The 24,181-nt window shown below is 62.9% G+C and carries 24 protein-coding genes and 2 pseudogenes; 18 read left to right on the forward strand and 8 right to left on the reverse strand.

Going from position 1 to position 24,181, the window contains the following annotated elements; genetic code table 11:
- Window position 1 precedes the first annotated feature (1 nt).
- From K410_RS0134500 to K410_RS0134520, 5 genes are all read left to right on the forward strand, one after another.
- A complete protein-coding gene (locus K410_RS0134500) occupies window positions 2–223 on the forward strand; it encodes a hypothetical protein (protein WP_024342310.1) in 222 nt (73 codons plus the stop codon).
- Window positions 223–543: a hypothetical protein gene (locus tag K410_RS0134505; RefSeq protein ID WP_028139088.1), complete on the forward strand. Its 321-nt coding sequence runs from the start codon at window positions 223–225 to the stop codon at window positions 541–543. The genes K410_RS0134500 and K410_RS0134505 overlap by 1 nt, the downstream gene beginning before the upstream one ends.
- Window positions 544–939: 396 nt before the next feature.
- Window positions 940–1,527 (forward strand): hypothetical protein, encoded by a 588-nt coding sequence (locus tag K410_RS0134510; RefSeq protein WP_024342309.1) that lies wholly within the window; start codon window positions 940–942, stop codon window positions 1,525–1,527.
- Between the two features lie 299 nt (window positions 1,528–1,826).
- Entirely contained in the window at window positions 1,827–2,753 is a 927-nt protein-coding gene (locus tag K410_RS0134515) for an ArdC family protein (protein WP_024342308.1), read from the forward strand.
- 661 nt (window positions 2,754–3,414) lie between these two features.
- Complete coding sequence (locus tag K410_RS0134520; protein ID WP_024342307.1) at window positions 3,415–3,726, forward strand: DUF736 domain-containing protein; 312 nt, start codon at window positions 3,415–3,417, stop codon at window positions 3,724–3,726.
- 627 nt (window positions 3,727–4,353) lie between these two features.
- Here K410_RS0134520 and K410_RS37690 read toward each other — a convergent pair.
- From K410_RS37690 to K410_RS0134545, 5 genes are all read right to left on the reverse strand, one after another.
- Window positions 4,354–6,693, reverse strand: a complete 2,340-nt coding sequence (locus tag K410_RS37690; protein ID WP_035698962.1) for a S8 family peptidase — start codon at window positions 6,691–6,693, stop codon at window positions 4,354–4,356.
- A 7-nt stretch (window positions 6,694–6,700) separates the two neighbouring features.
- The gene (locus K410_RS0134530) at window positions 6,701–7,690 is read right to left on the reverse strand and encodes an AAA family ATPase (protein WP_024342305.1); all 990 of its coding nucleotides are present in this window, start codon (window positions 7,688–7,690) and stop codon (window positions 6,701–6,703) included.
- Between the two features lie 170 nt (window positions 7,691–7,860).
- Window positions 7,861–9,051, reverse strand: a complete 1,191-nt coding sequence (locus tag K410_RS0134535; RefSeq protein ID WP_196236098.1) for an RHE_PE00001 family protein — start codon at window positions 9,049–9,051, stop codon at window positions 7,861–7,863.
- A gap of 223 nt (window positions 9,052–9,274) precedes the next feature.
- The gene (locus tag K410_RS0134540) at window positions 9,275–9,670 is read right to left on the reverse strand and encodes a type II toxin-antitoxin system VapC family toxin (RefSeq protein WP_024342303.1); all 396 of its coding nucleotides are present in this window, start codon (window positions 9,668–9,670) and stop codon (window positions 9,275–9,277) included.
- Complete coding sequence (locus tag K410_RS0134545; RefSeq protein ID WP_024342302.1) at window positions 9,670–9,915, reverse strand: type II toxin-antitoxin system VapB family antitoxin; 246 nt, start codon at window positions 9,913–9,915, stop codon at window positions 9,670–9,672. Before K410_RS0134545 ends, K410_RS0134540 begins: the two co-directional genes overlap by 1 nt.
- Before the next feature lie 204 nt (window positions 9,916–10,119).
- Here K410_RS0134545 and K410_RS0134550 point away from each other — a divergent pair, with 204 nt between their 5' ends.
- The 6 genes and pseudogenes from K410_RS0134550 to K410_RS0134575 all read left to right on the forward strand — a co-directional run bounded on the left by K410_RS0134550 (window position 10,120) and on the right by K410_RS0134575 (window position 17,076).
- Window positions 10,120–11,238 (forward strand): hypothetical protein, encoded by a 1,119-nt coding sequence (locus K410_RS0134550; protein WP_024342301.1) that lies wholly within the window; start codon window positions 10,120–10,122, stop codon window positions 11,236–11,238.
- A 10-nt stretch (window positions 11,239–11,248) separates the two neighbouring features.
- Window positions 11,249–11,469, forward strand: a pseudogene (locus K410_RS0134555) (integrase); the annotation flags it as partial.
- A gap of 1,418 nt (window positions 11,470–12,887) precedes the next feature.
- Window positions 12,888–14,102, forward strand: coding sequence for a plasmid partitioning protein RepA (gene repA, locus K410_RS0134560; protein WP_024342299.1), 1,215 nt, complete (start codon window positions 12,888–12,890; stop codon window positions 14,100–14,102).
- The gene (gene repB / locus K410_RS0134565) at window positions 14,099–15,118 is read left to right on the forward strand and encodes a plasmid partitioning protein RepB (RefSeq protein ID WP_024342298.1); all 1,020 of its coding nucleotides are present in this window, start codon (window positions 14,099–14,101) and stop codon (window positions 15,116–15,118) included. Before repA ends, repB begins: the two co-directional genes overlap by 4 nt.
- Window positions 15,119–15,315: 197 nt before the next feature.
- A complete protein-coding gene (repC, locus tag K410_RS0134570) occupies window positions 15,316–16,548 on the forward strand; it encodes a plasmid replication protein RepC (RefSeq protein ID WP_024342297.1) in 1,233 nt (410 codons plus the stop codon).
- Between the two features lie 108 nt (window positions 16,549–16,656).
- Entirely contained in the window at window positions 16,657–17,076 is a 420-nt protein-coding gene (locus K410_RS0134575; protein ID WP_024342296.1) for a hypothetical protein, read from the forward strand.
- A gap of 141 nt (window positions 17,077–17,217) precedes the next feature.
- On the opposite strand, the gene K410_RS0134580 is transcribed toward K410_RS0134575, so the two are convergent.
- A complete protein-coding gene (locus K410_RS0134580) occupies window positions 17,218–17,418 on the reverse strand; it encodes a hypothetical protein (RefSeq protein WP_024342295.1) in 201 nt (66 codons plus the stop codon).
- Window positions 17,419–17,566: 148 nt separating this feature from the next.
- Between K410_RS0134580 and K410_RS38975 the strand changes: the two genes are divergently transcribed.
- The 3 genes from K410_RS38975 (at window position 17,567) to K410_RS40725 (ending at window position 18,972) form a co-directional block, all read left to right on the forward strand.
- Entirely contained in the window at window positions 17,567–17,914 is a 348-nt protein-coding gene (locus K410_RS38975; protein WP_024342294.1) for a hypothetical protein, read from the forward strand.
- 541 nt (window positions 17,915–18,455) lie between these two features.
- Window positions 18,456–18,767, forward strand: coding sequence for a DUF736 domain-containing protein (locus tag K410_RS0134585; protein ID WP_018273795.1), 312 nt, complete (start codon window positions 18,456–18,458; stop codon window positions 18,765–18,767).
- Between the two features lie 61 nt (window positions 18,768–18,828).
- Entirely contained in the window at window positions 18,829–18,972 is a 144-nt protein-coding gene (locus K410_RS40725; RefSeq protein WP_196232455.1) for a hypothetical protein, read from the forward strand.
- A gap of 18 nt (window positions 18,973–18,990) precedes the next feature.
- Here K410_RS40725 and K410_RS0134595 read toward each other — a convergent pair whose 3' ends face one another.
- Window positions 18,991–19,296, reverse strand: a complete 306-nt coding sequence (locus K410_RS0134595) for an HU family DNA-binding protein (RefSeq protein ID WP_024342293.1) — start codon at window positions 19,294–19,296, stop codon at window positions 18,991–18,993.
- Window positions 19,297–19,398: 102 nt separating this feature from the next.
- Window positions 19,399–19,661 (reverse strand): annotated as a pseudogene (locus K410_RS0134600) (WGR domain-containing protein).
- A 660-nt stretch (window positions 19,662–20,321) separates the two neighbouring features.
- Here K410_RS0134600 and K410_RS0134605 point away from each other — a divergent pair.
- The 4 genes from K410_RS0134605 to K410_RS38980 all read left to right on the forward strand — a co-directional run bounded on the left by K410_RS0134605 (window position 20,322) and on the right by K410_RS38980 (window position 24,063).
- Window positions 20,322–21,083 (forward strand): ParA family protein, encoded by a 762-nt coding sequence (locus K410_RS0134605; protein WP_024342292.1) that lies wholly within the window; start codon window positions 20,322–20,324, stop codon window positions 21,081–21,083.
- Entirely contained in the window at window positions 21,073–22,047 is a 975-nt protein-coding gene (locus tag K410_RS0134610; protein WP_024342291.1) for a ParB/RepB/Spo0J family partition protein, read from the forward strand. The genes K410_RS0134605 and K410_RS0134610 overlap by 11 nt, the downstream gene beginning before the upstream one ends.
- A gap of 427 nt (window positions 22,048–22,474) precedes the next feature.
- Window positions 22,475–22,993 (forward strand): MobC family plasmid mobilization relaxosome protein, encoded by a 519-nt coding sequence (locus K410_RS0134615; protein ID WP_024342290.1) that lies wholly within the window; start codon window positions 22,475–22,477, stop codon window positions 22,991–22,993.
- Window positions 22,990–24,063 carry a relaxase/mobilization nuclease domain-containing protein gene (locus tag K410_RS38980; protein ID WP_024342289.1) on the forward strand — a complete coding sequence of 358 codons (1,074 nt, stop codon included), beginning with the start codon at window positions 22,990–22,992 and terminating at the stop codon, window positions 24,061–24,063. The genes K410_RS0134615 and K410_RS38980 overlap by 4 nt, the downstream gene beginning before the upstream one ends.
- Window positions 24,064–24,181: the final 118 nt, after the last annotated feature.

Consider the following 24,181-nt stretch of genomic DNA (forward strand, 5'->3'; position numbering starts at 1 on the left):
CATGAACGCCTACCTTGTCGCCGTGAAGCTCCTCGCGCATGCCTACCATAATCCCGCAAGCGCCATCGCCGGCGCAAGCGATGGCATCCTCGCAGACATGCGCAAGCACGCCGGCGCCAAGTCAGCGCTCATCGACTGTGCGGCCATCGGCGACGCCATCCCGTCGTCGAGCGTCTACAGGCCGAATGCCGCCTTCCCCGTATCGTCTACGGGGACGGTGTAATGATCGAGCCCCCGGACCGACGTCTCCTGCTCACGCGCATGGAAGCCGAGCAAGCCGAGACGAAGCGCCATCTGGGCGTCATCGAACGTCAGATCGCGGCACGAGCCGAACGGCTGACAAACACCGACCGGGCGAGGAGCCGGCAGCACCGCCGGACCGCATCGAGCTGGACGAATGCGGATGAGCGGCTGTTTCAGCAGCATGTCGCGGAGCTCGCCTTGGCCCGTCGTGGCGAGATCGACGCCCTCACGCGAAAGCTCGATCGGCAGGAGACGGCGATCGCCGAGTTTCGGACGCACCATCGCGTTTCCGCTGCGTGACGGTGAGAGACCAACGATCCACCTATTGGAGCGCGAGCGGCGCGCGCGGACCCTTCATGTCGAGACGGAGAGTTCAGCAGTTTTGGCCCGACCTCTCACGGTTTCGGCGGCGTACTGACCCTTGGCCGACGCTCCCTCGGTTTGGGCTGCGGTCTGAACCGGCCGCGGTCCGCTTCAAGGGCAAGTCGCGAGGCGATCGGCGGCCGCCGTCTCGCGATGGTTGGTCGCGTGCTTCGCAGGCCTGAGGGCCCGCTCGCCCGCAACTCACCTATGCTCGCCTTGGCAGCCGCCGCCCCCTGAAGCGGCCCGCTGAAGCCGGTTCTGGTCGACCGCACCCGAGGGAGCGCTGGCAAAGGGCCGATCGCTCTCAAGGCGAAACCGAGAAAGGATCTCACCATGACCAAAACTGCTCGTTCCTCTCGCGCCAGCGCCCGTGTCATCCCGCTTCGCAAGGGCACCACGCTCGAGATGGTCCGGCTCGCCTGTCCCGATTCGGCGCAGGCGCAGCGCATCTCCGAAAGCTTCGGCCTCGCAATCCTGGACAGCGACGGTATCCGAGATCTGCATGAGCGGCTCATCGTCGAAACCGCCGACGCGCTCAAGGACGGCTTGAGCGAACGCGCCATGCAAATCCACCTTCAACGGATCGTCGGTGCTTATGTCGGATCGGCGCACGGCGCCGGCCAGTTCTACACCCGAGCAGTCACTGAAGCGCGAGATGCGACCGCCAAGCTCGCCAACGACAGCCGCGATGAGGACCTCGATGGTCCGGTCGGTTTCGATAGCCAGGCACAGCGCAAGCGTGAATTCGCCGCCGACATGGGCGCGCAGGCTCACGCGCTTCGCATGGCTGCCGAAGGCGCCGTCGCCGCCTACGAACGGGTCGTCGGTGAGACCTGGAAGCCTTTCGAGCGTCCCATCGACAACACGACCGACACCGTCGGCCGGAAAGCGGCCAAGGTGCAGATGTCGGCGTTCGACTAACCGCCAGCGCGGGGCCTCGAGCCCCGCGCCCCTTCCACAGAAGCCACCTGACGGGCCGGTCCGCGCGACCGGCCCCTTTTTTCGTATCGACGCTGCAACAAAGCGAGCCGCCGCCCGTGCTGCTCGCCATCGTCGGCCCCTCCCGGTCCGTGGTCCTGCGCCGGGCTCGACGTCCGCGCAACGGCTTCGCCGTCCTTCGCGCTGCTTCGGCCCTTCGGGTGCGCGGACTTTGAGCCCGGCTGTGGCGGACCCCGTGAGGAGCCGCGATGAGCGCGGCCTCCCGAACGGAGGTTATTAGAATGAGCAAGAACGGAGAAAAATCGCGAGGCGACCTGTACGCCCGCATCACGGACCGCATCATCGTCGAGCTCGAACGCGGCGTGCGCCCCTGGGTTCAACCTTGGACCGCCGCGAATATGGCGGACCGCATCACCCGACCGCTCCGACACAACGGCCAGCCCTACACGGGCATCAACGTCTTGCTGCTTTGGTCAGAAGCCATCGCGCGCGGCTTCCGCTCGCCGATGTGGATGACGTTCAAGCAGGCCAGTGAACTTGGCGCGCATGTCCGCAAGGGTGAGACCGGCAGTACTGTGGTGTATGCGAGCCGCTTCACCAAGAGGGAGACCGACGCTCACGGCGACGAAGTCGAACGGGATATCCCCTTCCTCAAAGCCTATACCGTCTTCTGCGTCGATCAAATCGATGGCTTGCCCGTGCATTACTACGGTCGGCCGCCCGTCGTCGCATCACCGATCGAGCGCAACGCGCACGCCGACGCTTTCTTTGCCAACACCGGCGCGATTGTTCGCCACGGCGGCTCGACGGCGTTCTACGCGCCCTCGTCCGATCACATTCAGATGCCGCCGATCGAAAGTTTTCGCGACACGGCTTCCTATGTCGCCGTCAGAGCCCATGAGACCGTGCACTGGACTGCTCCCGCTCACCGCGTTAATCGCGATCTCAGCCGTTACGGCAAGGATCGGAGCGAACGCGCGCGCGAAGAGCTTATCGCCGAACTCGGCAGCTGCTTCCTCTGCGCTGATCTCGGGATCTCTCCTGAACTGGAACCTCGGCCGGATCATGCAAGCTACCTCGCGTCGTGGTTGGAGCTCTTGTCTAATGAGAAGCGCTTCATCTTCTCGGCTGCCGCGCATGCACAACGCGCCGTTGCCTATCTGCACGACCAGCAGCCGAAGGCAGCAGACGTCGAGGAGGCAGCATGATTAGCGCGCCGCGATCGGCGCCGACGCTTGCCGGCCCTTGCTTATCTGGCGACTAATGCAGAGACCGCAGCCCCTTGCTTGGCCGCTGCGGCCAGCGCTCCTTCATTTCTTGTGCTGCGCGACCGGACGTTCTTGCTCGCCTTTTTTCGAGGTTGGACGACGTTCGGGCTTTGCACGGGTCGTCGAATTTGCCTAGCAAATCTCGCTCGCGGCCTGCGGGTTCACCTTGCGGGCCGCGTAACTCCTGACGGCGAGTTGCGCTTGCGTTCCTGCTTCGGGCCTCGACCAGCAAGCCTTTAGGAATTGCCAGATGTGTGGTGAGCGGTGATCGGGTTCTTTCCTCGGTCTGGGTTTCGATGATCGCAATTCGTGTTCCTCGACCGTTTCTTCTGGCACACCCACGTCGTCCTCGATTGGCATGTCTGACCGAAGGGCGTCGTCGCTTAGGCGCCGCCTCGCTCTTACCCCCGCAACAGCCGGTTACGACTTTCTTCCCCTGGATCGCTGCGCGTCCATTCCTCGCGGAAATCAAGAAAGTCGTGCCCTGGCTGCCCTCTACTGCGTGCCGGCCCCTGCGGGGTGCGGGTCGACCGCCTCCGGTCTGTCGCCAGCCATCGAGGCCGCGATGGGCGCGGCCCGGGAAACTGAAAAGGACACCACAATGGCAACCATCGGCACCTTCACCTCGATCGGCAACGGCTTCACCGGCACGGTTCGTACCCTCGCGCTCAATGCCAGGGCCAAGCTGGTTCGGGTCGATAACCCCTCGGACAAGGGACCGCACTTCCGCATCTTCGCCGGTAATGTCGAGCTGGGAGCGGCTTGGCAGAAGACCGCCAGGGACACCGAGCGCGATTACCTCTCGGTCAAGCTGGACGACCCGAGCTTCCCGGCTCCGATCTACGCCACCCTGATCGAGGTGGAAGGCCAGGAAGGTCTCCAGCTCATCTGGTCCCGCCCGAGCCGGGATTGACGGCCGACGAAGCGGCCCCGCCGAAAGGCGGGGCCGCTTCTGCATCGACGTCAGCAGATGTGGGTACGCTCAGGGCGCCGGCGCGGGTATGGAGTCAGTTTAGCTGATCCCGTGAATCGTAGCTTGAGGAGGATATGAGCCGACCTGGTTTGAGCTGGAGGCCAAAGCCGTCGTTGGACTACGATAACTAACATTAATCTAAGCGAGGAAAGTGACCTTATCGATCCCGCACGAGGGGCACCATTACAAAACGTCCCACGCGCAATACGGCGCCGTCTGGCGCCCTGCGCAGCCCGAGCTCCGCGACGAGATCCTGCGCTTCTGCTCGATGCCGAAGCGGCGGCGCCGATCGGAAAGAGGTGCGCGGATCGTGCTGCACGTTGATCTGGCCCAAGTGCCTGAGCGCGCTCGGCGCGCCTATAGGAGACACACCTAGCTCGCGCTCGCTGGATGACTATAAGGCTATCGGCATTCGTTTCGTGGGTGGCGCCGCATTGCTCGCGTCTATGCCTGCCACGTGCTCGAGCAACTCCCAGTCAGCAAAACCGCGGCGGCCTCAATCAAGGGGATCAAGGCTAAGCTCGACGTTTCACGTCGGTCGCGTGCTGCCGGCATTCTGTCGGTGCGTCACGCCTGAAGACGCAGCCGCTGCCGCACTCTTTCGTAGAGCTGCACTTCGTCCTTCTGCAAGAGCTCGATGACCACGGCGAATTGCTGCCGATCGACATGGGTGGCCCAGCCGCTTTCGCAGCGCACGACAAGATAGTAGCTATCCCCATAGTCCTCGATGCCACGTTTGAACGTGACGGTGGCGGATTGGACGGTCCCCTTCTCCCTCGCCTGGGGACCTGGAACGAGATTGCAATTGTATCTCCCGGCGAGCTCCGGAAATGGACCATCGTCCTGCTCGCGCTTTCGATAGTGCTCAAAGATCAGATCAGGTTGGCAGCCCCGAATCAGCCGGAAGCTCATCCCGACACCTGCATAATCGGTTCGTGTGTGTCGCACCGGTGGATCAAACGCCAGCGTCACGCGAATGCAGCGTTCCCCATTTCCCGCTTGAAACGCTTCGGGAATTGGAATGCGATAAACGGCAAAATGGTCGAGGGCGAGCTCGTCTTCTGCGTAGAGCGTGACGCGCGCGTCGTCGGAAAACGCCGCGCGTTCCAGATCGACGAGGCCGTGCCCGCAGATCGCGCGCGTCGCGTCCACACCAAGCAGCTGAAGCCGCTCCTGGGCCGGCTGCGGGATTTCCGCGGAACCTACGATGAGCGCGCGCACCAGATTGGCTGAGGCCTGCGGGAAGCGCGTCAGGATCTGGGCGGCGCTGAACGCAACTCGTGGGGCGGCATAGGATGTGCCCGAACCGGCCGTGAACAGGCGATCAAGATAGCTGTGATACAGCGTCAGGACGCCTGCGCTGCCGACATCCTCCCCGCCCCGCAGACGCGCGACGATGGGGTCGAAGATCAGCGTGCCGCCGATCTCGACCACGTCGGGCTTCGTCGCCCCGCCAGGACCAGGTCCGATCCGGGAAAACGGCGCCGGCTCATGCAAGAGCGTGATCGGGCGCACGCCCACATCCTCGGCCCGATCCGGATCGAGACCCTCGCCATGCGCGAGCGCGCCGACGGTGATCACATTCAATGCGCCGGCGGGTTCGAAGAATCGATTGGCGTCCTCCAGAAGATAGCGCGGATATTCGGTCACCGCCTGTTCCAGACGATTGCCGCCTCGCGGGCTGCGGTTTCCGGAGGAGACGATGATGACGACGTCGAGCTCACGCGCCAGTTCATCGAGCGTGGCCGCCCACGTCCCCACCTTTCCGCCATCGAAAACGCGTCGGCGGTCGGCCAGGGCCACGACGAAGATCCGACAGCCGAAGCGCAGGTTCAGCGTCGTGATCGCCTCGCGCATCTGGGAGGGCACGAGGCGGCGATCATCAAAGTCACCCCGATCGTTCACGACCTTCGCCGCACAGATACGGGCGCCGCGTTGCAATGCGCCGGCGGCGAGCTGTGCGCGCAGGTCGCCAAACACGGCGACGCCGGCGACCCGGGTGCCGTGACCCCAAACGTCTGCCGTGCCGAGATCGGCGGGAACGCCGATCGCGCCGGCGACAATATCCGCCAAGAACGGGTGATCGTTGACGCCGCTGTCGATGATGCCGATGAGCGGCGCGTCCTCGGCAAGCGCGTTCAGCGCGGGAGCTTCGGCCAGCGTCAGGTCGAGTGCTTCCGCCGTCGTTACATCCGGCGCCGGTGGCAGATCGACCGTCGCTACCTCCTCAATCGTTAGCAGGGTACGAATGAGCTCGCCCGTCAGGCGCGCGCGAAACATGCTGATCGAGGGACCGATGTAGCGATCCAAGACATCGCCGGCCCGGGCCTCGACGTAACGGATGACCTCCTCGATCTTGCGTTCCCGCAGACGGCGCTCGCCGAGGTCCCAAAGCTCGATATCGACCAGGTAGGATGTTTGGGGCACAAAGTCGTTGAAGTCCGCAAACCCTTCCTCCTGGAAGCGCGAACCAATCCGGTCCCGGGGCTCGACGGACCCAATCCTCTCGATCCCTGCGACGAAACTGTTGTACGGGGCGTGCTTCTGGCCGGGCGGCGCGCCGCGCTGGTAGGCATCGAGGCGGGCGCGGAAGTCCTGCATGTCTTCGTTTGAAGAGAACAGAACGAGCGTGCGGTCCGCATCGCTCGACAAGACCGTAAGCCCCAAACGCTCCCAGTCCTCCTCAAGCAGGGCGCCCGTCATTTGCACGCGCAGGATCAGAGAGGGATCGACGAATTCAGGCTTTCGCCGGCCTCTCTGCGCCTGCGTCGCCGCATCGAGTTCGTCGCGCAGTTTCGTGCTGTGCTGGTCGCGATCGCGTGTTGGCGGAGGCCCGCCGCCGCCGTGTTTGCGGCGCTCGAATTGTTCGGGGAGCCGGACAAGCTCAAGATGATCGTAGCGTGCCACGATGCGCCTAGCTCGTCGGCGCGAGGCGAGACTGTCCTGCTCGGCGCCGCGCCTCATCTTCCAAGGCGCGATTGAAATCGCGTTCCTGCATCTGCTTGCGGCGGTCGATGATCATCGACTTGACCGCCTGCGTGCAGACCCGCTCGATCTCGGCGTAGGAATAGCCTTCCAGCGCAGCGGCATGCTGCATCGGATCGAAGGTGAGGTCGACATTCTTGAACTTCAACCGCAAGAATCGCCCGATCATCGACCGGCCAGGTTTGTCGAACCAGACGACTTCGTCGAACCGCCGCCAGACCGCCGGATCGAGCGATCGGTCCAGGTTCGTCGCGGCGATCAAGAAGCCCTTCGGCTGGATGTGGTCGATGAACAACAACAAGCTGTTGACGACGCGGCGCAGCTCATTGTGCTCGCTGCTGTCATCGCGCGAGCGCGCCAGCGCGTCGAACTCGTCAAAAAACAGAACGCACGGTTGCTTGCGGGCGAACTCGAAAATCTTGCGGACATTGCCGGCCGTCTCACCCAAGTAGGACGAGATCAGCCGGTCAAGCTTGACGAGAAAGAGCGGTAGTCCAAGCTCCGCGGCGAAAATCTCCGCGCACAGCGTCTTGCCGCAGCCCGGCGGCCCGCAGAACAGGAGTTTCGAGCGCACCCTGAGGCCGTGGCGCCGAATTTCATCGGCGCGGCGAAACTCTTTGACGAGGCCAAGCAGCACGCGCGCGTTCGTCGCGCCCAGGACGATGTCGTTCCGGCTGTGCCGCGGCTCAACCCGCTCGATAAAATCCGCCGCCGCCTCGGGAAAGGGAATGAGGGGCGCGAGCGCCTTGGGACCGCTCGGCCGGCTCGGGCCAGCCTCGAGCGTCTTGCGCAGGCTCCGTGCCAGAGCGCGATTATTCTTCTTCTCCTCCTCGTCGATGATTTGCTCTGCCACGGCGCGGAACTCGTCGTCCCGACCGTAGCTGGCCAGCAATTTCTTCATCAACTCCCCGCGGGCCATGGCTCTGCTTTACTTTCCCCTGTGGGACGAATCATAACCTCAATCGAAGTGTTTCACGATGGGGTTACTGCCCGATTTAAACAACGCAAATGGCCGACGGCCACAGATGGCAAATTGGATGTCCGAAATACATATGCAAACTTCGGACAGCCCAAGCAGGGGGCGGCCTTTCAGAGAATCCCCCACGCCCGATAGCGTCCCCGTCCGGTCGCCTCGCGCAAGCCGAGCTCGGCCACCAGGTCCTGCGCGGCGCGCGGCGTGATGCCAAGTTCCTTGGCGATCATGCCGGCCGAGACAATTGGGCGGGTCAGCACGTAGTCCAAGAGTGCCGGCAGCCGGGAGGTGGTGCGGCGGCCGTTGAGTTTGCGGGTAAGCAGGGTGCGCTGGTTCAGCCAGCGATCGTGGTCCTTGAGGCCGGCCGCGGCAGCAGCGGTGATCGCCTCGAGCTGGACGGCGAGTCGCGCCGCAGCGTCGCGCGGCCGTCGGCGTTCACGCGGGATCGCCTTCAGCCCCTCGTGCAGGCATGGCAGATGCCAGCGGGACTTGCCGCGATCGCGCAACACGCTAGCTGCGAGCAGCCGGCCGAGCCAGGGCGTATGCTGTAGCGGTGCAATCTGGTCCCAAGCCTCCGCTGCGATCGCCGCCGCCAAGGTCGGGGGCAGGGGGCGAGTCTGGTCGAGGGTGGCGCGCCAGTCCTCGATCCGGGCGTCTTCGTCCCAGTCGGGATCGTAGACCAGCGGATCGCGCTCCGTCCGGGGGCGGCCCTCGCCGGCTAACGTCTGCTCCGCGCGGACCATCGCGGCGTCGACCGCGGCGAAGGCGGCCGCAAGGCGCTGGTCCGTCTCGATGAGCCCGGGCTGACCGTCGATACCGGCCTCGTCGTCACCGTCGAATTCGGCGTCGTCGCGCTCGTCTCCCCTCGCCGTTTCCCGGTCGTCCTCCCCTTCCCGGCCGCGCAAGCCAGCAAGGCCGGCGACCGACAGCGCCCAGCCGGGTTTGGCGTCGGCGATGCGACGGCGCGTCCGCAGCACGGCCCGGGCTCGGGTCAGCTCGTGGGTCGGGGCGCGGATATCCATGCCGGCGTCGTGGAGAACCAGATCTTCGAGATGGACGAGCTCACCTTCCAGCCACAGACTGGCGCAGGCATCGGTATAATGGGTGCGGGCGACCCAACCCTCGCGGATCGGACTTCTGGCCAGCCGCTCGTCGAGGCGGGCGAGCGCATCTTCGGCGGCGGCGAGCGGACCGGCGAGCTGGGCCCAGGGCAGCGGATCGGGGATTTTGTAGCTGGGCGACAAGGTCTTGATAACCTTAACAGGAATCACCGAAACGGAAGCTAACACAGCTTTGGGTTCCGTCATAGCGAGGCATGTTCCCGGCCACCTCTCACTATCGATAACCACCCCTTATCGATAGGGTTGGACGTCACGGCGCAAATCAGCGAGTCTGAGCTCTGGGGAGCCCCGGACATCGCATCGTCTGGGCACCCGATCGGCCCGTGAGCCCGCCATGCTGAGGCGCTTTGCCGTTCCGGAAGACAAAGTCCCCTGCCCTTCCGGTTGCAGGGACGGCCTGGCGGCCGCCTCAGGCGGCCTCGATGTCGGTCTGCGGAAAATCGCCGCCCTTGAACATCAAGGGCTGCCCCAGATGCCGGGCACAGGCATAGGCAAAACAGTCCCCAAAATTGAGGCTCGCCGGATGCCGGCCCTTGCCGAACCGGTCGAAGGCATCCAATGCGATCCGCGCCGTCTCCGGCGGCACCGCCACCACGGCGATTTCCATCAGCGCCAGATAGCCGTCGACCGCTTCCGCGGCGGCGCTGACCGAAAGATTAAGAACCCGCGCCACCGCGACCCCCGCCTCCCACACCGCCAACGGCGACGTCAGACGCGTCCCGGTCCGCTGCAGGCGGGCCAAAAGCTCCCGCGCCTCGTCCTCGTCGGTCAGCAGCGCGGTCAAGGCCGAGGCGTCGATGAACATCAATCGTCCTCGTACAGGCTGTCGCGGAACGCTTTGTCGGCCGGCTGTCCCTTGACAGGGTTGCCCCTGGCGCGGAGATCCCGGCAGAATTGGATGCCGAGGTCGACCAAGGACGGCTTGCCCTGCTCGCGCTCGAGCTCATGGGCGAGTGCCGCGTGCACCGCTTCGGTGAGGCCGATATTTTTCAGCGCCGCGACCTTGCGGGCGAGCGCGTCGGTCTCCGGGTTCTTGATGTGGAAAGCCATGACGCGTTCCTCTAGATCGTATCGTGTATCCGTATATATCACCTCGGATACACAGAAGGAAGAGCCGGTTACGCCGTTGGCAGGGCCACCAAGGTCCTGGGCCCCGCCGATTCGGCCCCCGCTCAAGGCGACGGGGCGCAGCCTGCCGATCGCGCGCTACGGAAATCGCGGCAATCCCGCTAAGACGCGCGGCCTTCGCGGCATATGAGGTGGCTTTTATGGTTAATTTTCAATGAACGCCTCCCCTCTCCGTCTCCCGACGCTGGTTCCATCGAGGCCGTCCTAGCAAACCTCGACCCGGCCTCCGCTGACGACGACCTCGTCCCAGCCCTCGCCCACGCCTTCCCAGGCTTTCAGTTCAGCGCCGCGCGGATCGACGATGACTACTGGCGCGACACCCGTTCGGTCATTCGACCGGATGGCACGCGGATCGGCGAACTGCGGCCATGGATGACAGGCGAGCTTGCCAAGGATGACGGCGACATTGACGCGCTGTGGCGGCGCCTCAAGGAGACGGATCTCCTGATCACCGAATGGCGCGGTACCAGCGCGTTCGTCTTCGCGCCGACCGGACCCGGCGCAGCCGATTACATCCAGATCGCGCTCGGCCGTGAAAGCGAGTGGCAGGCCGCCCCGATCGTCAATCCCGACTATCGACCCCGGGGCGAAGAGGAACTGCTCGATCCAAGCTGGCCCCGCCGGGATCAGCCGCCAGAGAGGGACCGCCTCGCCGGCCCCCTTTACCGCTTGCTTGACCGCGCCGGCGGCGCTTTCGTCCATATCCGTAGTTTTCTGGAGCGCTGCGGCCGCATCGAGCGCGAGAAGCGAGAGGCCAAGCGGCCCGAGATGGAGCGGCGGGTTATCCGCGAGGTCGGTCCCGACGGTACGCGCGAGACGCCTTTCCTGGAGGCGGTCCCCGACTGGTTCGACTACGTGCCGCGGGAGATTCGCTTCTTTCGCGACTGGGAGGACTCGAGCGCGGGTAGGCAGCGTGTCTTTGCGCATTGGGCGCTAGATGTTCGCGACTACACCTACAAGGGCGAGCGTGAGATCGGGTTCATCCCGCGGCCCTTGCAGCCGCCCCAAGAGCGGCTGCTGCCGACGCCAGACGCGTCGGTGCATCTCCTGATGGACCGGATCGAGGCGGTCGACCGTGAGCTCGGGCTCCCGTTCGGCTGGTTTTTCCTGATGACCCACGGCCATTGGGTCGACCCCGACGTAGGTCAGGCGATCGCGCAAGGCCTGAAGGAGCAACGTGTGCGTCTGCCCGATCGCGACGCGCGCGTGCTGCTCCGATGGGCCGACCGGACCTATGGGTTTTGAGGACGGGGCGATGGACAGCATCACCTCCCGCGCACTGGTCTCCGACCCCGAAACCCGGCGGGCCCTACAGCTCGACGCGCTGGCCTCGATCCTGCCGATGGAACGGCGCGACCGGCTAGCCGCGCTCCTGACCGACGACGACGTCGAAACGCTGAAGCACCTCGCGCGCGAGGGCATGGCGAGAATAGTCTGCGGGCGCTGGCCTCGGACCTCGCCTATCTCGAAGCTTGGCGCGAAACTCGTCCGAGGCCGAATTTTTAAGGTTAGCATTCTATGAATGCCACCCCTCCTCTTTGGTGCTTCCCGCGAGCCTGTGCTGAATGGCATTGGGAGCCAGCGCAACAGGGAGATGTTGTCAGCTGACAACATCCATCCCAGGCAAGCCCCCTGTTGTCAGCTGACAACAACCTCTTCCCGGGGCGCTGTTATCTGGCAAGAGTTCCGCCCGTCCGATGTCGCTATGTTGGAGTGGCTCGCAGCTCGGATCTCGGCGGATCTCCCATCGGGCCGAGGCTCGGTGCGGCTGCTTTGCTGCTTGCTATCCAAAGGAGCGGCTGGCCTTCGGCACTGGGCGCCTCGTCTTGTTGAACTCGATTAGGACAGTCCGCCGCGAGGTCGATTCACCCCTCGACCGGGTCATCCCAATGTCGCATGTGATGGCCCCATCCCTAACTCCAGCGATGCCGCGCCCCTGCGTGCGAATGCGCCGAACCAAGCGCATCTCAAGCTTGGCGATGGACGTCGCCTCGGCCGACTGTCCGAAGCCGGGTCAAGTCACTGCCATTACAATTGAGCCGGGCGAGGCCAGTTCTCTGCTGCTTGGTCGTGCCCGGCCGAGGTGGCGAACCGAGTCCAGGTCGCCTATCCGGTCGCGGTCGCGAACGGGATGGCATCCAGGACCCGCCGGTGGCGGCGTACGGGAACGTGGCGCCGCCGCAGAAAGTCCCCGTTGCAAGAGGCGTTTATCCAGCGTCGTGAATTTGTGAGACTTCGGCGACGATGGTATTTTGGAAGACTGCCTCGAATATCCGCTCGCCGCGCGCCGGGCGGGGCATGTCCAGCAGATCCGGACCGAAGCGTCGACAGCGTGTTTGCCCGGCGGCGGTACAGCGTTGGCGGGGAAGCCCTCGATTCATCTGCGACGGCTCGGGAATAGTGAGCCGACTTTGCCGACTCTTCGCCCGTCCAACGTGGGCGCTGAAAGGCCCGTGTCGCTGACGAGGGCGGCTGAAGCGGGTTGAAGGGGGCTGGATGCAGCGTGCCATCACATCATCTGCGGTGAATAATGTCGCGGCGGCCCGCGCTGGCAAGAGTGGGGGAGGGGGACGGTTCGGAGCACTTTGCGGAGCTGCGCGGCAGGGTCTCTTTGATCGAGAAGACGCACCATGGTTGCACCTTTCGATGCAGCGGAGGGAGCGGGGGGGCGCCGACTCATGCTAAAGTAGAGTTCCGCCCGGTCGCTGGAGGCTTTGTTGTCAGCTGACAACAGCCGCACGATGCACCGAAAAGCGCCATTGCTTGTGGGCAGCGCGCCATTGGGCGTTAACAACTCGTTAACCCTTTAATTCTTGCTCAAATCATAGAATCGTGGCCATCTCTCAAGACGGAGATCAGGCGTCTGACGCGCAGAAACCGTCTTGAGAAAGCAAATGCCGAGCTTAGCGGAAGATTCACTTACCATGAGCGAGACTGCGTCTGCCCGGATCACCCGGCACGCCGGCATTCTTTCCGGCCAGCTTCGCTCGCTGGCGACAACGCTTTTCCCGCCTTCAGCCAGTAAGTCTCTCCGCTCGTTCTCCTCAGGGGAGGTTGCGCGAATTGTCCGCGTCTCCGATGGTTATCTCCGACAGCTCTCCCTCGACGGACTTGGACCGACCCCAGCGACCGGACTTGGGGGCCGCCGATCCTATACCCTGGCTCAGATTCATGAGCTGCGCGCGTATCTAGCGACGGCGCGGCCCCGAGAAGCGTCGGAATTTCTCCCGCGCCGCCAGCCGGGCGACAAGCTCCAAATTATCACCGTCGCCAACTTCAAGGGCGGGTCCGCCAAGACGACGACGGCATTGTATCTTTCCCAATACCTCGCCCTTGCCGGCTTTCGGGTCCTTGCCATTGACCTCGATCCGCAAGCGTCGCTCTCCGCGATGTTCGGGTACCAGCCCGAGTTTGATATTGGGGCGAATGAAACTCTCTACGGTGCCATCCGGTATGACGAGCACCGCCGGCCGATGCGCGACATCGTCCGGCCGACCTACTTTGACGGGATAGGTCTTGTTCCGGGCAATCTTGAGCTGATGGAGTTCGAGCACCACACGCCTCGCGCAATGATCGAGCGGCGTGAACGCGGACACGACCTGTTCTTTCGCCGAGTCGCCAGCGCCATCGACCAGGTTGCCGACGACTACGATGTCGTCGTTATCGACTGCCCACCCCAACTTGGTTACCTGACCATGGGCGCGCTAAACGCGGCCACCGCGATGCTCGTGACCATCCATCCGCAGATGGTCGATGTCGCATCCATGAGCCAATTTCTCCTCATGACGTCGGATCTCATGTCCGTCATCGAGGAAGCCGGCGGGCGACTCGACCACGACTTCATCCGGTACGTCATCACGCGTCATGATCCCAACGACGTGCCCGAAGCTCAAATCGTGGCCCTCCTTCGTAATCTCTTTGGATCGGATGTGCTCCAGGCCACTGTTTGGAAATCGACTGCAATCGCCAATGCTGGCCTCACCAAGCAATCACTTTATGAGCTGGAGCGCGGCGCGGTAGGGCGGGGCGCCTACGACCGCGCGTTGGAATCAGTCGACGCGGTCAATGCCGAAATCGCGCAACTTCTTAAGAAGGTGTGGGGTCGATGAGCAAACGTACTGACACTATCAAGAGCCTTTTCACGGCCCCGCAATCAAGCACGTTGTCAGCTGACAACGTGCCCGCTGCCTTGCCGCGGGTCTCGTCGGGCTCGGTCCGCTCGTTGAAGGATTCTTTTTCCGAAGTCGAGAAGGAGAACGAGGAGCTTCGCGAAAGAATCGCGTCTGGGGCTGTGATCCTTGAAATCGACCCTTCGCTTATTGATCCATCACCCCTGTCCGACCGGTTTCGCGACAATGATGATAGCTCGTTCGAAGCACTCAAACAGTCGATAGCACAGCGTGGCCAAGAGGTGCCCATTCTCGTTCGGGAGCATCCTGAAGCAAAAGGGCGCTATCAAAGCGCGTATGGTCATCGCCGCGTCCGCGCCACGCGCGAATTGGGTATTTCCGTCAAAGCGATCCTGCGATCGCTGTCAGATGAAGCCCTTGTCGTGGCGCAAGGACTCGAGAACGCACCGCGCGAGGATTTGAGTTTCATTGAGCGCGCCAGCTTCGCGATGCATATCGAAGATGCCGGGCATAGCCGGTCAATCGTGCAGGATGCGTTGTCGATCGATCGGGCTGAGGCTTCGAAACTCCTTGCCGTCGCTCGGTCGGTTCCACCCGAAGTCGTTCGAGCAATCGGGAAGGCTCCGAAAGTTGGCCGCGGCCGCTGGCAGTCCTTCGCTGAATTACTCAAGGATGCCGCGTCGCTCAAACGTGTCAGAGCGGTGATCGCTGACCCGAAATTTGCAGAGCGGGAAACCGACGCGCGATTTCTCGCAGCATTCTCAGCAGCAAGCCGTCCATCTCCCGCGGGGACATCGAAGCCATCGGAAGAGAAGCCAGTCTTTTCCGCATCCGGGGACAAGATTGCGCACGTGCGTCAGGTCGAGCGCGAATTGAAGCTTACCATCGACAAGAATGTCTCGGCGACATTCGCGGCATTTCTTGTGGACCAACTCCCGGCCATCTTCGACGCCTTTTCCAAGACGAGTGGCGGCCAGGAAACTACCGAGGCCTGACGGCCTCGTCCCGTAAACACGAACCAGGAGCAGACAAGGGAAAAGAAAAAAGGCCCCCGAAACGGAGTTCCGGAAGCCTTCTCTTCAAGTTTGGCGACTGACAGAGAATCACTTTCGCGAATCGCAGTCAAGAGTTTCCACGCGATTTTATCGCCGTTTCGGCGAGCAGGTTTTCTTTGCCCAGCTGAGGCAAAGACATGCAGTCACACTCTCCAACGACGCCCTTTGGGCGGCGATCGCTGACGCTTGCCCATGTGGCAAGCCAGATGGTCACAACCGAACGTCCTCCCGAAAAGATCGTGCACAAGTGGAAGATCTTCCACGCCATCTGCACGGCACGGCCGCGCCTAGGCGTGTCGGAGCGCTCCCTCTCGGTACTGAATGCGCTGCTGACCTTCCATCCCGAAACCGCCCTGACAGGGGAGGACGATCTGATCGTCTTCCCCTCGAACCATCAACTCACTCGGCGAGCGCACGGCATGCCGGCATCGACGCTGCGGCGTCATCTCGCTGTGCTGGTCGACGCCGGGCTGATCGTTCGGCGCGACAGTCCCAATGGCAAGCGGTATGCGCGGAAGGACGACGCCGGCGAAATCGAGCTCGCCTTCGGCTTCGATCTGTCGCCGCTGGTCGTGCGGTCAGAGGAGTTCGAGAGCCTGGCGGCCGATATCGAAGCCGAGGCCCGCGCACTCAAGCTCGTACGAGAGCGCATTACGCTGTGCCGGCGCGACATCGCGAAGATGATTGCAACTGGCATCGAGGAAGCCGTCCCGACGCGAAGAGGAGGGCAGGGGCCTGCCGATTGGCAGGTCGTGCACGCCGCCTTCCGCGCGATCGTCGACCAGATTCCGCGCACGGCTACGCGCCAGGAGCTTGAGCCGATCGCCGACGAGTTGTCTCAGCTCGCCGACGACGTGCTCAATCTTCTGGAAGCACACATCAAATCCAAGAATCCGAGCGCCAATGAGTCCCATTCTGAGCGCCACATACAGAATTCAAATCCAGACGCCCCTATTGAACTTGAACCTGTCCTTCGAGAAGGCAGGGCGGCGAGAGCTGAGCCCAAACCTCAACCATCGCGAGTCGGGGAGGGATCGTATCCGTTAGGAATGGTCCTGAGTGCGTGTCCGGACATCGTCGATTATGCGAAGGGCGGGGTTTCGAACTGGCGCGATTTCCTCGCTACCGCGGCCGTTGTGCGATCGATGCTGGGCATCAGCCCGAGCGCTTGGGAGGAGGCGCAAAAGGTTATGGGCGAGGTGCCCGCAGCCATCGTCGTCGCGTGTATCCTGCAGCGCGGGACGGCGATCAATTCCGCCGGCGGTTATCTACGCGGTCTGACGCGAAAAGCCGAGGTCGGCGAATTTTCGCTTGGCCCGATACTGATGGCGCAGATCAATTCTCGCCGGCGAGACAAGCAGCGAGCGTGAGACGATGAGGCGCCGTTCCCAGACCTTGCCTTTTTCGTGTGATCGAAAATACCCGCACTGACCCAGCTGCTGCGCTGTGTCGATGCAAAGTCGTTCGGAGAGATCGTCATGGGAAAACACCCTCCAATCGTCCTCACGCCGTTCCTCCAGCCTCGTGATGAAGGGGCTGCGGAGCAACGGATGTACGTGGCGGGGTTCGCGGACGAGGCGGGCGAGGCCTGGGGGACGCTGATTCCTTTGGATGCGGAGATGGTCGAGCACGCCGTTCTGGGACAACAGACATTCACCGTCTGGTGCAACTCCGACGGTCACATGCAACCGCAGCCGAGCGGCGATAGTCTGTTTGAAGAGCTTCTGGAGAAAGGCCAATTGAAGGAGACGCCCCTCGATGAGCTCGTCGCCGAAGCCATCGAGCAGGGCAAGAATGAACCCAATGATGACATCCTCGATATGTTCGAGACCCTGCATGAGCGGCTGGTGCGGGCGGAGGGCATGGTCGCTGACGAGATCGCGCGGCGCAGGCGATGATCCTTCGCGGCGCGCGTGCGCGGTTTCATGCTGCACGGGTGAGCTTGTGATAACGCGAGCACCGCGACCGCGGGTGGCCGACACCCGGACCGGTCGATGAACACATAGAAAACCGACGACCGGGCCGCGCTCCGACTAGTCTTAAGCTTCGCCGGAGCCGGAAAACAGCGCCGTCGGTGGCGTCGCGCGCGGCGGCGGGAGGGTCCGACCGCCCGGGGCTCCCGGTCTGCTCTTGAGATCGTATCGTTGGGCCAGGTCGAGCAGCCGCCGCTTGGTGAACGGGTCCGCGTTCTCGGCCAGATCGCGCGCCCGCTGCGCGAAGCCCCTGTAAAATTCTTCCACGACGCCACCCCCGCAACATCACTGAAAACCGGATTTCAGTGCGAGACGCGTTCCGCGTCAAGCGCTCTGGTGCATGCGGACAAGTTTCGGCGATCTACTTGTGCTCGCGGCGCACCGGGAACTAAGCTGGTCGCGGCAGGAAAAAAACATGACTCCGCTCTACCCGAGCCGGAAGCTGTGCCCGAAGTGCGGGAAGCCGATGACGGCGATGCCCGACGACGTCGCGCCTGGCCAGCCGCGCTACGTCTGCGTGGCCTGCGAGGACGATCCGCTGCGCGACCCCGCCGCTCGGAAGTGGGCGGACAGCCCGCTGCGGCACCGGCCAAATAGCGTCCGATCGAAATCGAGCCCGGCAGCCGGATCGCTGTCGACTTCGATCGTGCTCACAACCCGCACCAATGCTGTGGCGTTGCAACCGGCACGCCAAGCTGCGTTCCATCGCGCGTGCCGGCGGAATCGTCCCGGACTCGGCGGCCGGCCCGTCCACCGACGCTAGCATCTGTTTCACGCCTCGCAGGGCGTGTCGGTCGCACGGATGCGGAGGACCGGGTTGCATCCGCATGGCGAGAACGTGGGCAGCCTCGTTATCGATCTTGCGATGGCCGCTTCGACAGGTGCGCCGACGTTGCTGACAGCGATAGTTTCCCTGGTAGGTGATGACCCGGCTCTTATGTGGCCTGCTTACGGTGAACGACGTTTCGCTGCGACGCTCGTTGCCTTGATCCGAATGGCGCATAGGGCCGTCCGTCTTCATTCCATGTGTTTTCGCGACGGGCGCACCCATCTGCGTCCTCGATAGAGGCTGGTCTGACCGAAGGGCGATCCCGCTTTGCGGGCTCTCGATCTTATCCCTGCAACGCCCGTCCTCGACTTTCTTCCCCTGGCGCTGCGCGCCATTCCTCGCGGTCCAAGAAAGTCGCTGCCGGCCGCCCTCCATTTCATTTCGGCCCTTTGGGTGCAGGTCGATCGCCTCCGGTCTCACGACCGCCATCGAGGTCGCGATAGGCGCGGCCCGAGAAAACAAAGGGAATGAGACAATGGCTACCATCGGCACCTTCACCTCCACCGGCAATGGCTTCTCCGGCGCGATCAAGACGCTCAACCTCAACGTCAAGGCCAAGCTGATCCGCGTCGAGAACCCTTCCGACAAGGGACCGCACTTCCGCATCTACTCAGGCAACGTCGAGCTGGGTGCTGCCTGGCAGAAGACCGCCAAGGACACTGAGCGCGACTACCTCTCCGTCAAGCTGGACGATCCGAGCTTCCCCGCCCCGATCTACGCCACCCTGACCGAGGTCGAAGGTGCGGAAGGTCTCCAGCTGATCTGGTCCCGGCCCAACCGGGACTGAGGCTCAGCCAGTGGGCTCCGCCGCGAGGCGGGGCCCGCTCCCTTCGACTGGAGATGCGATCATGACCATCGACACCATTGAAGAGTTGCGCGCCGAGCTGCGCGACTGCGTATTCACGCCGGCGGAGCGCAAGGCGCTCGAACTCGAATTGGCCGAGCTCATCCGCCAACGCGACGAAGCGCTCGCGGCCGAGGAGAGGGCATAAGCCCCCTCGTCTTGCGTCTTACGACACACCGTCGCTTGGGGCCGCTCCTCCGTTCAGAACATCTTTCACGGCTTTAGCAGGTGTAAACGTCAGCTTCCTGGAAGCTGCGATCGCAATCGTTGCGCCCGTCGACGGATTGCGGCCCTCACGCGCGGGGCTATCCTTGACCTTGAACTTGCCAAACCCGGGAAGGCTCGTCTCGGCTCCGGTTACGGCCGCATCAGCGATCGCCTTGAACACGCTATCGACGATCGTTTTCGCCTGAGCCTTTGTCAGGTCGTTCTCGGCTGCGATCGTTTCCGCGATCTCGTTGGCAGTCGTCATGGGACGAGCTCCGTCTAGTTTCGATTTTGCTCGTCTGACATCAAGGCTGTGGGACAGATAGAGCCGGCATCACGGCCAGAGCCGTAATCCCCGAGAAATTGCCTACCGTGACAGCTTTTCGTCGACTGCAGCATAACCGCGCCTTCGCTTGGCGCGCTCCAGCCGTCCGAATGCTTCGACAGCCTTCGCAGTGCCATCGAAGGTCTGCATCATGGTCTTGCCGTTCGTGCCGATCCGGCCCCAATTGCGGATCAGCGACATTCTCCGAACAGGGTCGGCTGCGTGGACAATGCATAAAACCGCCGCATATTGCGCCCGGCATCGATGCGGCGCTGATGAAGCGGTTCTGGTTGCGATTTCGGCATGGGCGGATTCTTGCTCCTTAGCAGGCGCCGTCCAATGAGTTTTATGAATCGACCGGGCAGATCCATCATTTTATCGATGGGTCAATTGCGCCGGAGGTTGCCGCGAACCTTGCCGGCCAAACCTTTCCTCAACAGTGACTCGCTGCCGGGACGCCCGTCGCAATGCTTGGCTTGTAATTGCGGCCGTCTTTATCGCAACAGCCGGCCATAGACGAGCTTGCGCCGGCGACACGACTTGCTCGGTGGAATGTATTCTCCTCGATGTAGATAGCCGTCGCACAGAAGAATTCGCATCCACGGGATCCACTCTTGCAGCAGTGGGCGGTTGGGCGAGCCCCTTCGGGACGGCTCTACTCGCGCCGCCGCGGCGACGCTCCCGGAGCCCGCAAGCGGTCTCCGCGCATTCGCGTGACGATCCTCTCGCGACCGTGTCGACAGCAGTCGTCCAGCAACCAGCACGATTTCCAGTCTCGCTTTCCGGAATTTGTTCCCTCGACGGCTATGGGCTGACCTGACTCTTCTGGCAGGAGATTCGCCGGATGAATTTCGGGATCGTTCCGGTGGTCGGATTCGCAATCGTCTGTTGGTTCAAACCAACATCCCCCGACATGAGGACAAGGACATGACTCCCACGCCGCTAGACCCATTTCGGGCCTCAAGATGAAGACCATTGTCATCAACAATCAAAAAGGCGGGGTCGGCAAGACGACGCTTGCTGTGCATTTGGCTTGGTTCATGGCGGAAGCGCACCTCCGTGTACTAGTCATCGACGTTGATGCGCAGAGCAATGCGTCCGATACGTTAAGGCAGTATGCCGGTTCAACGTTGGCCGCGGATTTGTTCAAACCGGGGATACGGATTGTGCCTCGGGAAGAAGAAGGCCTGACGCTCGCGCCGGCCGATAGCTCTCTGACTGATCTCGATCGCAGCAATGCGGCCGCCATAACGACTCTGCAAGAAAACCTCGCCATCGCGTCGGATCAGTTCGATGCCTGCGTCATCGATACGCCGCCATCGCTTGGGCTGCGCAGTGTCGGCTGTTTGGTTGCGGCGTCGCACGTGCTGGCCCCCATCTATCTGGAGGACTATTCGATCAAGGGAGTCAAAGGTCTAATGCAGACCGTGATCGGCGTGCAGAGGCGCTATGGCCGCCAGGATACGAAGTTCCTCGGGTTGCTGCCCTCGAACTTCAACACGAAATCGCCCCGGCAAAGGACGCATCTTGAGCAGCTCCTGCGCGAGGCTGGCAAATATGTGTTCCCGGGCCAGATCGTTGCAAGAGACGGCTACGCTGAGGCCGTCGCGGAACGTCTGCCGGTCTGGAAGCTGAAGCGCCGCTCTGCGCAAGAGGCTGGTCGGGAAATCCGCGATGTTCTCGCCAAGATCGTCGCGCAGATGGACGAGACGGCACATGGCGCTTGATCTCAGCTTTAAGCAGCTCATTGATGCCGCGGAGGATGTTGCCGCCCCAACCGGGCAGCCCACCTCCATCGCCATCGATCGTATTGACGAAGACCCGGATCAGCCGCGTCGCAGCTTCGACGAGCAGAAGATCGAGGAGCTTGCGGAATCGGTCCTTCAGCATGGCGTGCTGCAACCGATCGTGCTGCGGCAAGCGACCGAGGAAGGCCGGTACGTGATCGTCATGGGTGCGAGGCGGTATCGTGCGGCCAAGCGCGCCGGGCTCCGTGACATCCCGGCTTTCATTCAGGCCGTTGGTTCTGCGGATCGTTATGTCCAGATGATCGAGAATATCCAGCGCCATGACCTCAATGCCACCGAAATTGCGGCGTTCATCGCGGGCCGTCTGGAGCTAGGCGATAGCCAGGCCGACATCTCGCGCAAGCTCGGCAAGCCCAGGGACTGGGTTTCTCGCTACGCCTCGGTCCAGAGCATGCCGGAGTTCCTCCGGTCGAAGCTTGCCGGCTCGTCAATCCGTGCTGTGTATGAACTCTTCCAAGCGTGGCGCGAACAGCCCAACGCCATCGAGACCTTATGCGCAGCGCAGGAGAGTTTTACCGATGCACACGCACGTCAGCTGGCTCATAAAATTCGGACTGAAGGCCGCGGTTCGCATGCTGATTGCGAAGGTGCCTCTGGAGCTCAAGCAGAACGAAGTCGGCCGCGGGTGGCATTGCGATCGACAGAGACGGACCCTGTAATACCGAGCGCGGAAAGGCGCCCTCACTCGTCGGTTCGTCGAAACGAGACAATGAGCCCATCACTGACGATCAGAGTCCGTCACCAGGATCGCACGGGCTGTCTTCTGGTCGATCGACCAGCCTCTCAAGGCTCACGTCATGCCGTGCTGCTGATGGATGGCGCAGACGAAGCGGAAGAGGTTCCAACATCGACCATCACAATCGAAGAGGTCTTTTTCGCATGAAGCTGGTCTTAAAGAGTCTCCGCAGAAACATTGCTACAGTTAGTGCGCCGGCGGAGCGGATTTCCCATCCGAAGGATGGCGCGTTAGCGCAGCAGCCGGAGGCCGAACGCGCCCCCCACAGCGCTGTAGAGAGGCCGGAGGCTGCTGGAAAGCCGCGGCCCACATGCTCGGTGCCAATGTTGCCGATCTCCACGCGCGGTGTTCGTGGAGTGGAAGCACTGGGGGTGGAGCCGGCTGCGTCATTCCCAGAGGAATTCTTCGCATCGATCGTCGGCTGGGGTGGGTCTCAGTTGCAGCAACACCCGCGGGTTGAATGTCGAGCCTGTTGGTTTGAACCAACATCGAGGGGGTGGAAGGATTCGCGTTTTCTAGTGCAGGATAGGCTTCGCGCCAGCGATGTATTACATCGCGATTGGGATTGGCGTGCATGGCTCTGATCTCGCTTCGCGTCTCCGACCAAGTCGCGGCGGAGTTCTCAGTTCTTGCAGCGACACAGGGTGGCAAATCCGCGCTGCTGCGACGTCTGATCGCTGATGCACTAGCCGCACCAGCGCCGCGCATCTTGGCGTTGCCCGTCGGGCGACGGGAGAAGGTGACCGTGCGATTTCGTGAGAGCGAGATGCGGCAGCTTGCTGAAGTGTCACATCAGCGTGGCATGACCCGAACCGGCTGGATCGTCGCGCTGGTGCGCTCGCGGTTGGCGTCGCCCGTTCAGCATTCCCCGGACGAGCATGCCGCGCTTCGCGCGATCGTTCGCGAACTCAACCGGATTGGCGGCAACATCAACCAGATCGCACGCGCCGCAAACACCAGCGTGCTGCAGGGCAGGGCGGTTGAGCCCGATCTGTCCGCAATTCAAGAGGCCACATTGGTCATCGAAAGAGAGCTGGCGCAATTGCGTAGCGCGCTGCACGGCAATGCCGACTATTGGAATGGACAGTCATGAGCCGGCGCTCGCCGCGGCCGACCGACCTGACCTCCGAACTTCCGCCGATCTCGTATGTCTGGGAAACGCCCAATCGGCGCCCGCGGCGGGCCGAGTGGGATATCCCAGATCCGGGCGCTCCGGGCCTCCTGACGCCGGCGATGCGTGCAAAGCTCGAACGCATCGTGCGCCGAGCACCAGAGGTGATGGTCAAGATCACCGGTCGCACAAAGAGCGTAGCGCATCTCAAGTCGCACCTTGCATACATCACGCGAAACGGTGAGCTCGATGCGGAAACAGAGCAGGGCGCGACACTGGCGGGTCGTTCCGGATTGAAGGACCTGCAGCAACGCTGGGAGGATGATGCCGGCCTCGACGACAAGCGCCGCCGTGACGGATCGCTTTCGATCAACATTATTCTGTCAATGCCGGCCGGAACCGATACGGTCGCCGTTAAGGATTCAGCGCGGGCATTCGCCATCGAGACGTTCGGGGACAATCACGACTACGTCTTTGTCCAGCATCTCGACGACAAGCATCCCCATGTGCACTTGACCGTTCGGTCGTTCGGCCATGACGGCAGGCGCCTCAACCCCCGCAAGGCGGATCTTCAGGCCTGGCGGGAGCGGTTTGCTGGCGAACTCCAGCTTCGCGGGATCGCGGCGGAGGCGACGCCGCGGCGAACCCGCGGACAGGTGAGAAAGGCCGATCGCGGGGCGGTCCTCGCGATGCGCAAGCGAAAGGTCACGCCCAATGTCGATCGGCTCGCCCGTGACAAGGTGCTTTCGGAGGTGAGGGGTGGCAGGACCGCCAAAAACCCCTGGGACGAACAAATTAAGTCCCGTCAGGACGTGATCCGGCGTCGATATCTCGATTATGCCGCCGAACTACAGCGCTCTGAAGCGCCAGTAGATCGCGAGTTGGCTCGCCAAGTTCGGCAATTCGTCAAAGACATGCCCGCTGTCGAGACGCGCCGGCATGCGTTGAAGAATGAGCTTGCGGAGCTTGCCAATAGCCGGCGCCGCGACGCGGATCAGGGCGTCGATGCCGATGGGCGCGACGAAACACGAGGTGATGAGCGGGCCAGATAAGCTGACCCGGAGGTTCATCAGGCCCGAATCTCCCGGAGGATCGAGGCGCCCGGAACTATATCCCAGTTGCTGTTCCAGGGCGCTAAAGTTAGGCAGGCGAAACCATGTCCGTAAATCT

It is taken from the genome of Bradyrhizobium sp. 22 (assembly GCF_000482425.1).
Lineage (GTDB): Bacteria > Pseudomonadota > Alphaproteobacteria > Rhizobiales > Xanthobacteraceae > Bradyrhizobium > Bradyrhizobium japonicum_B.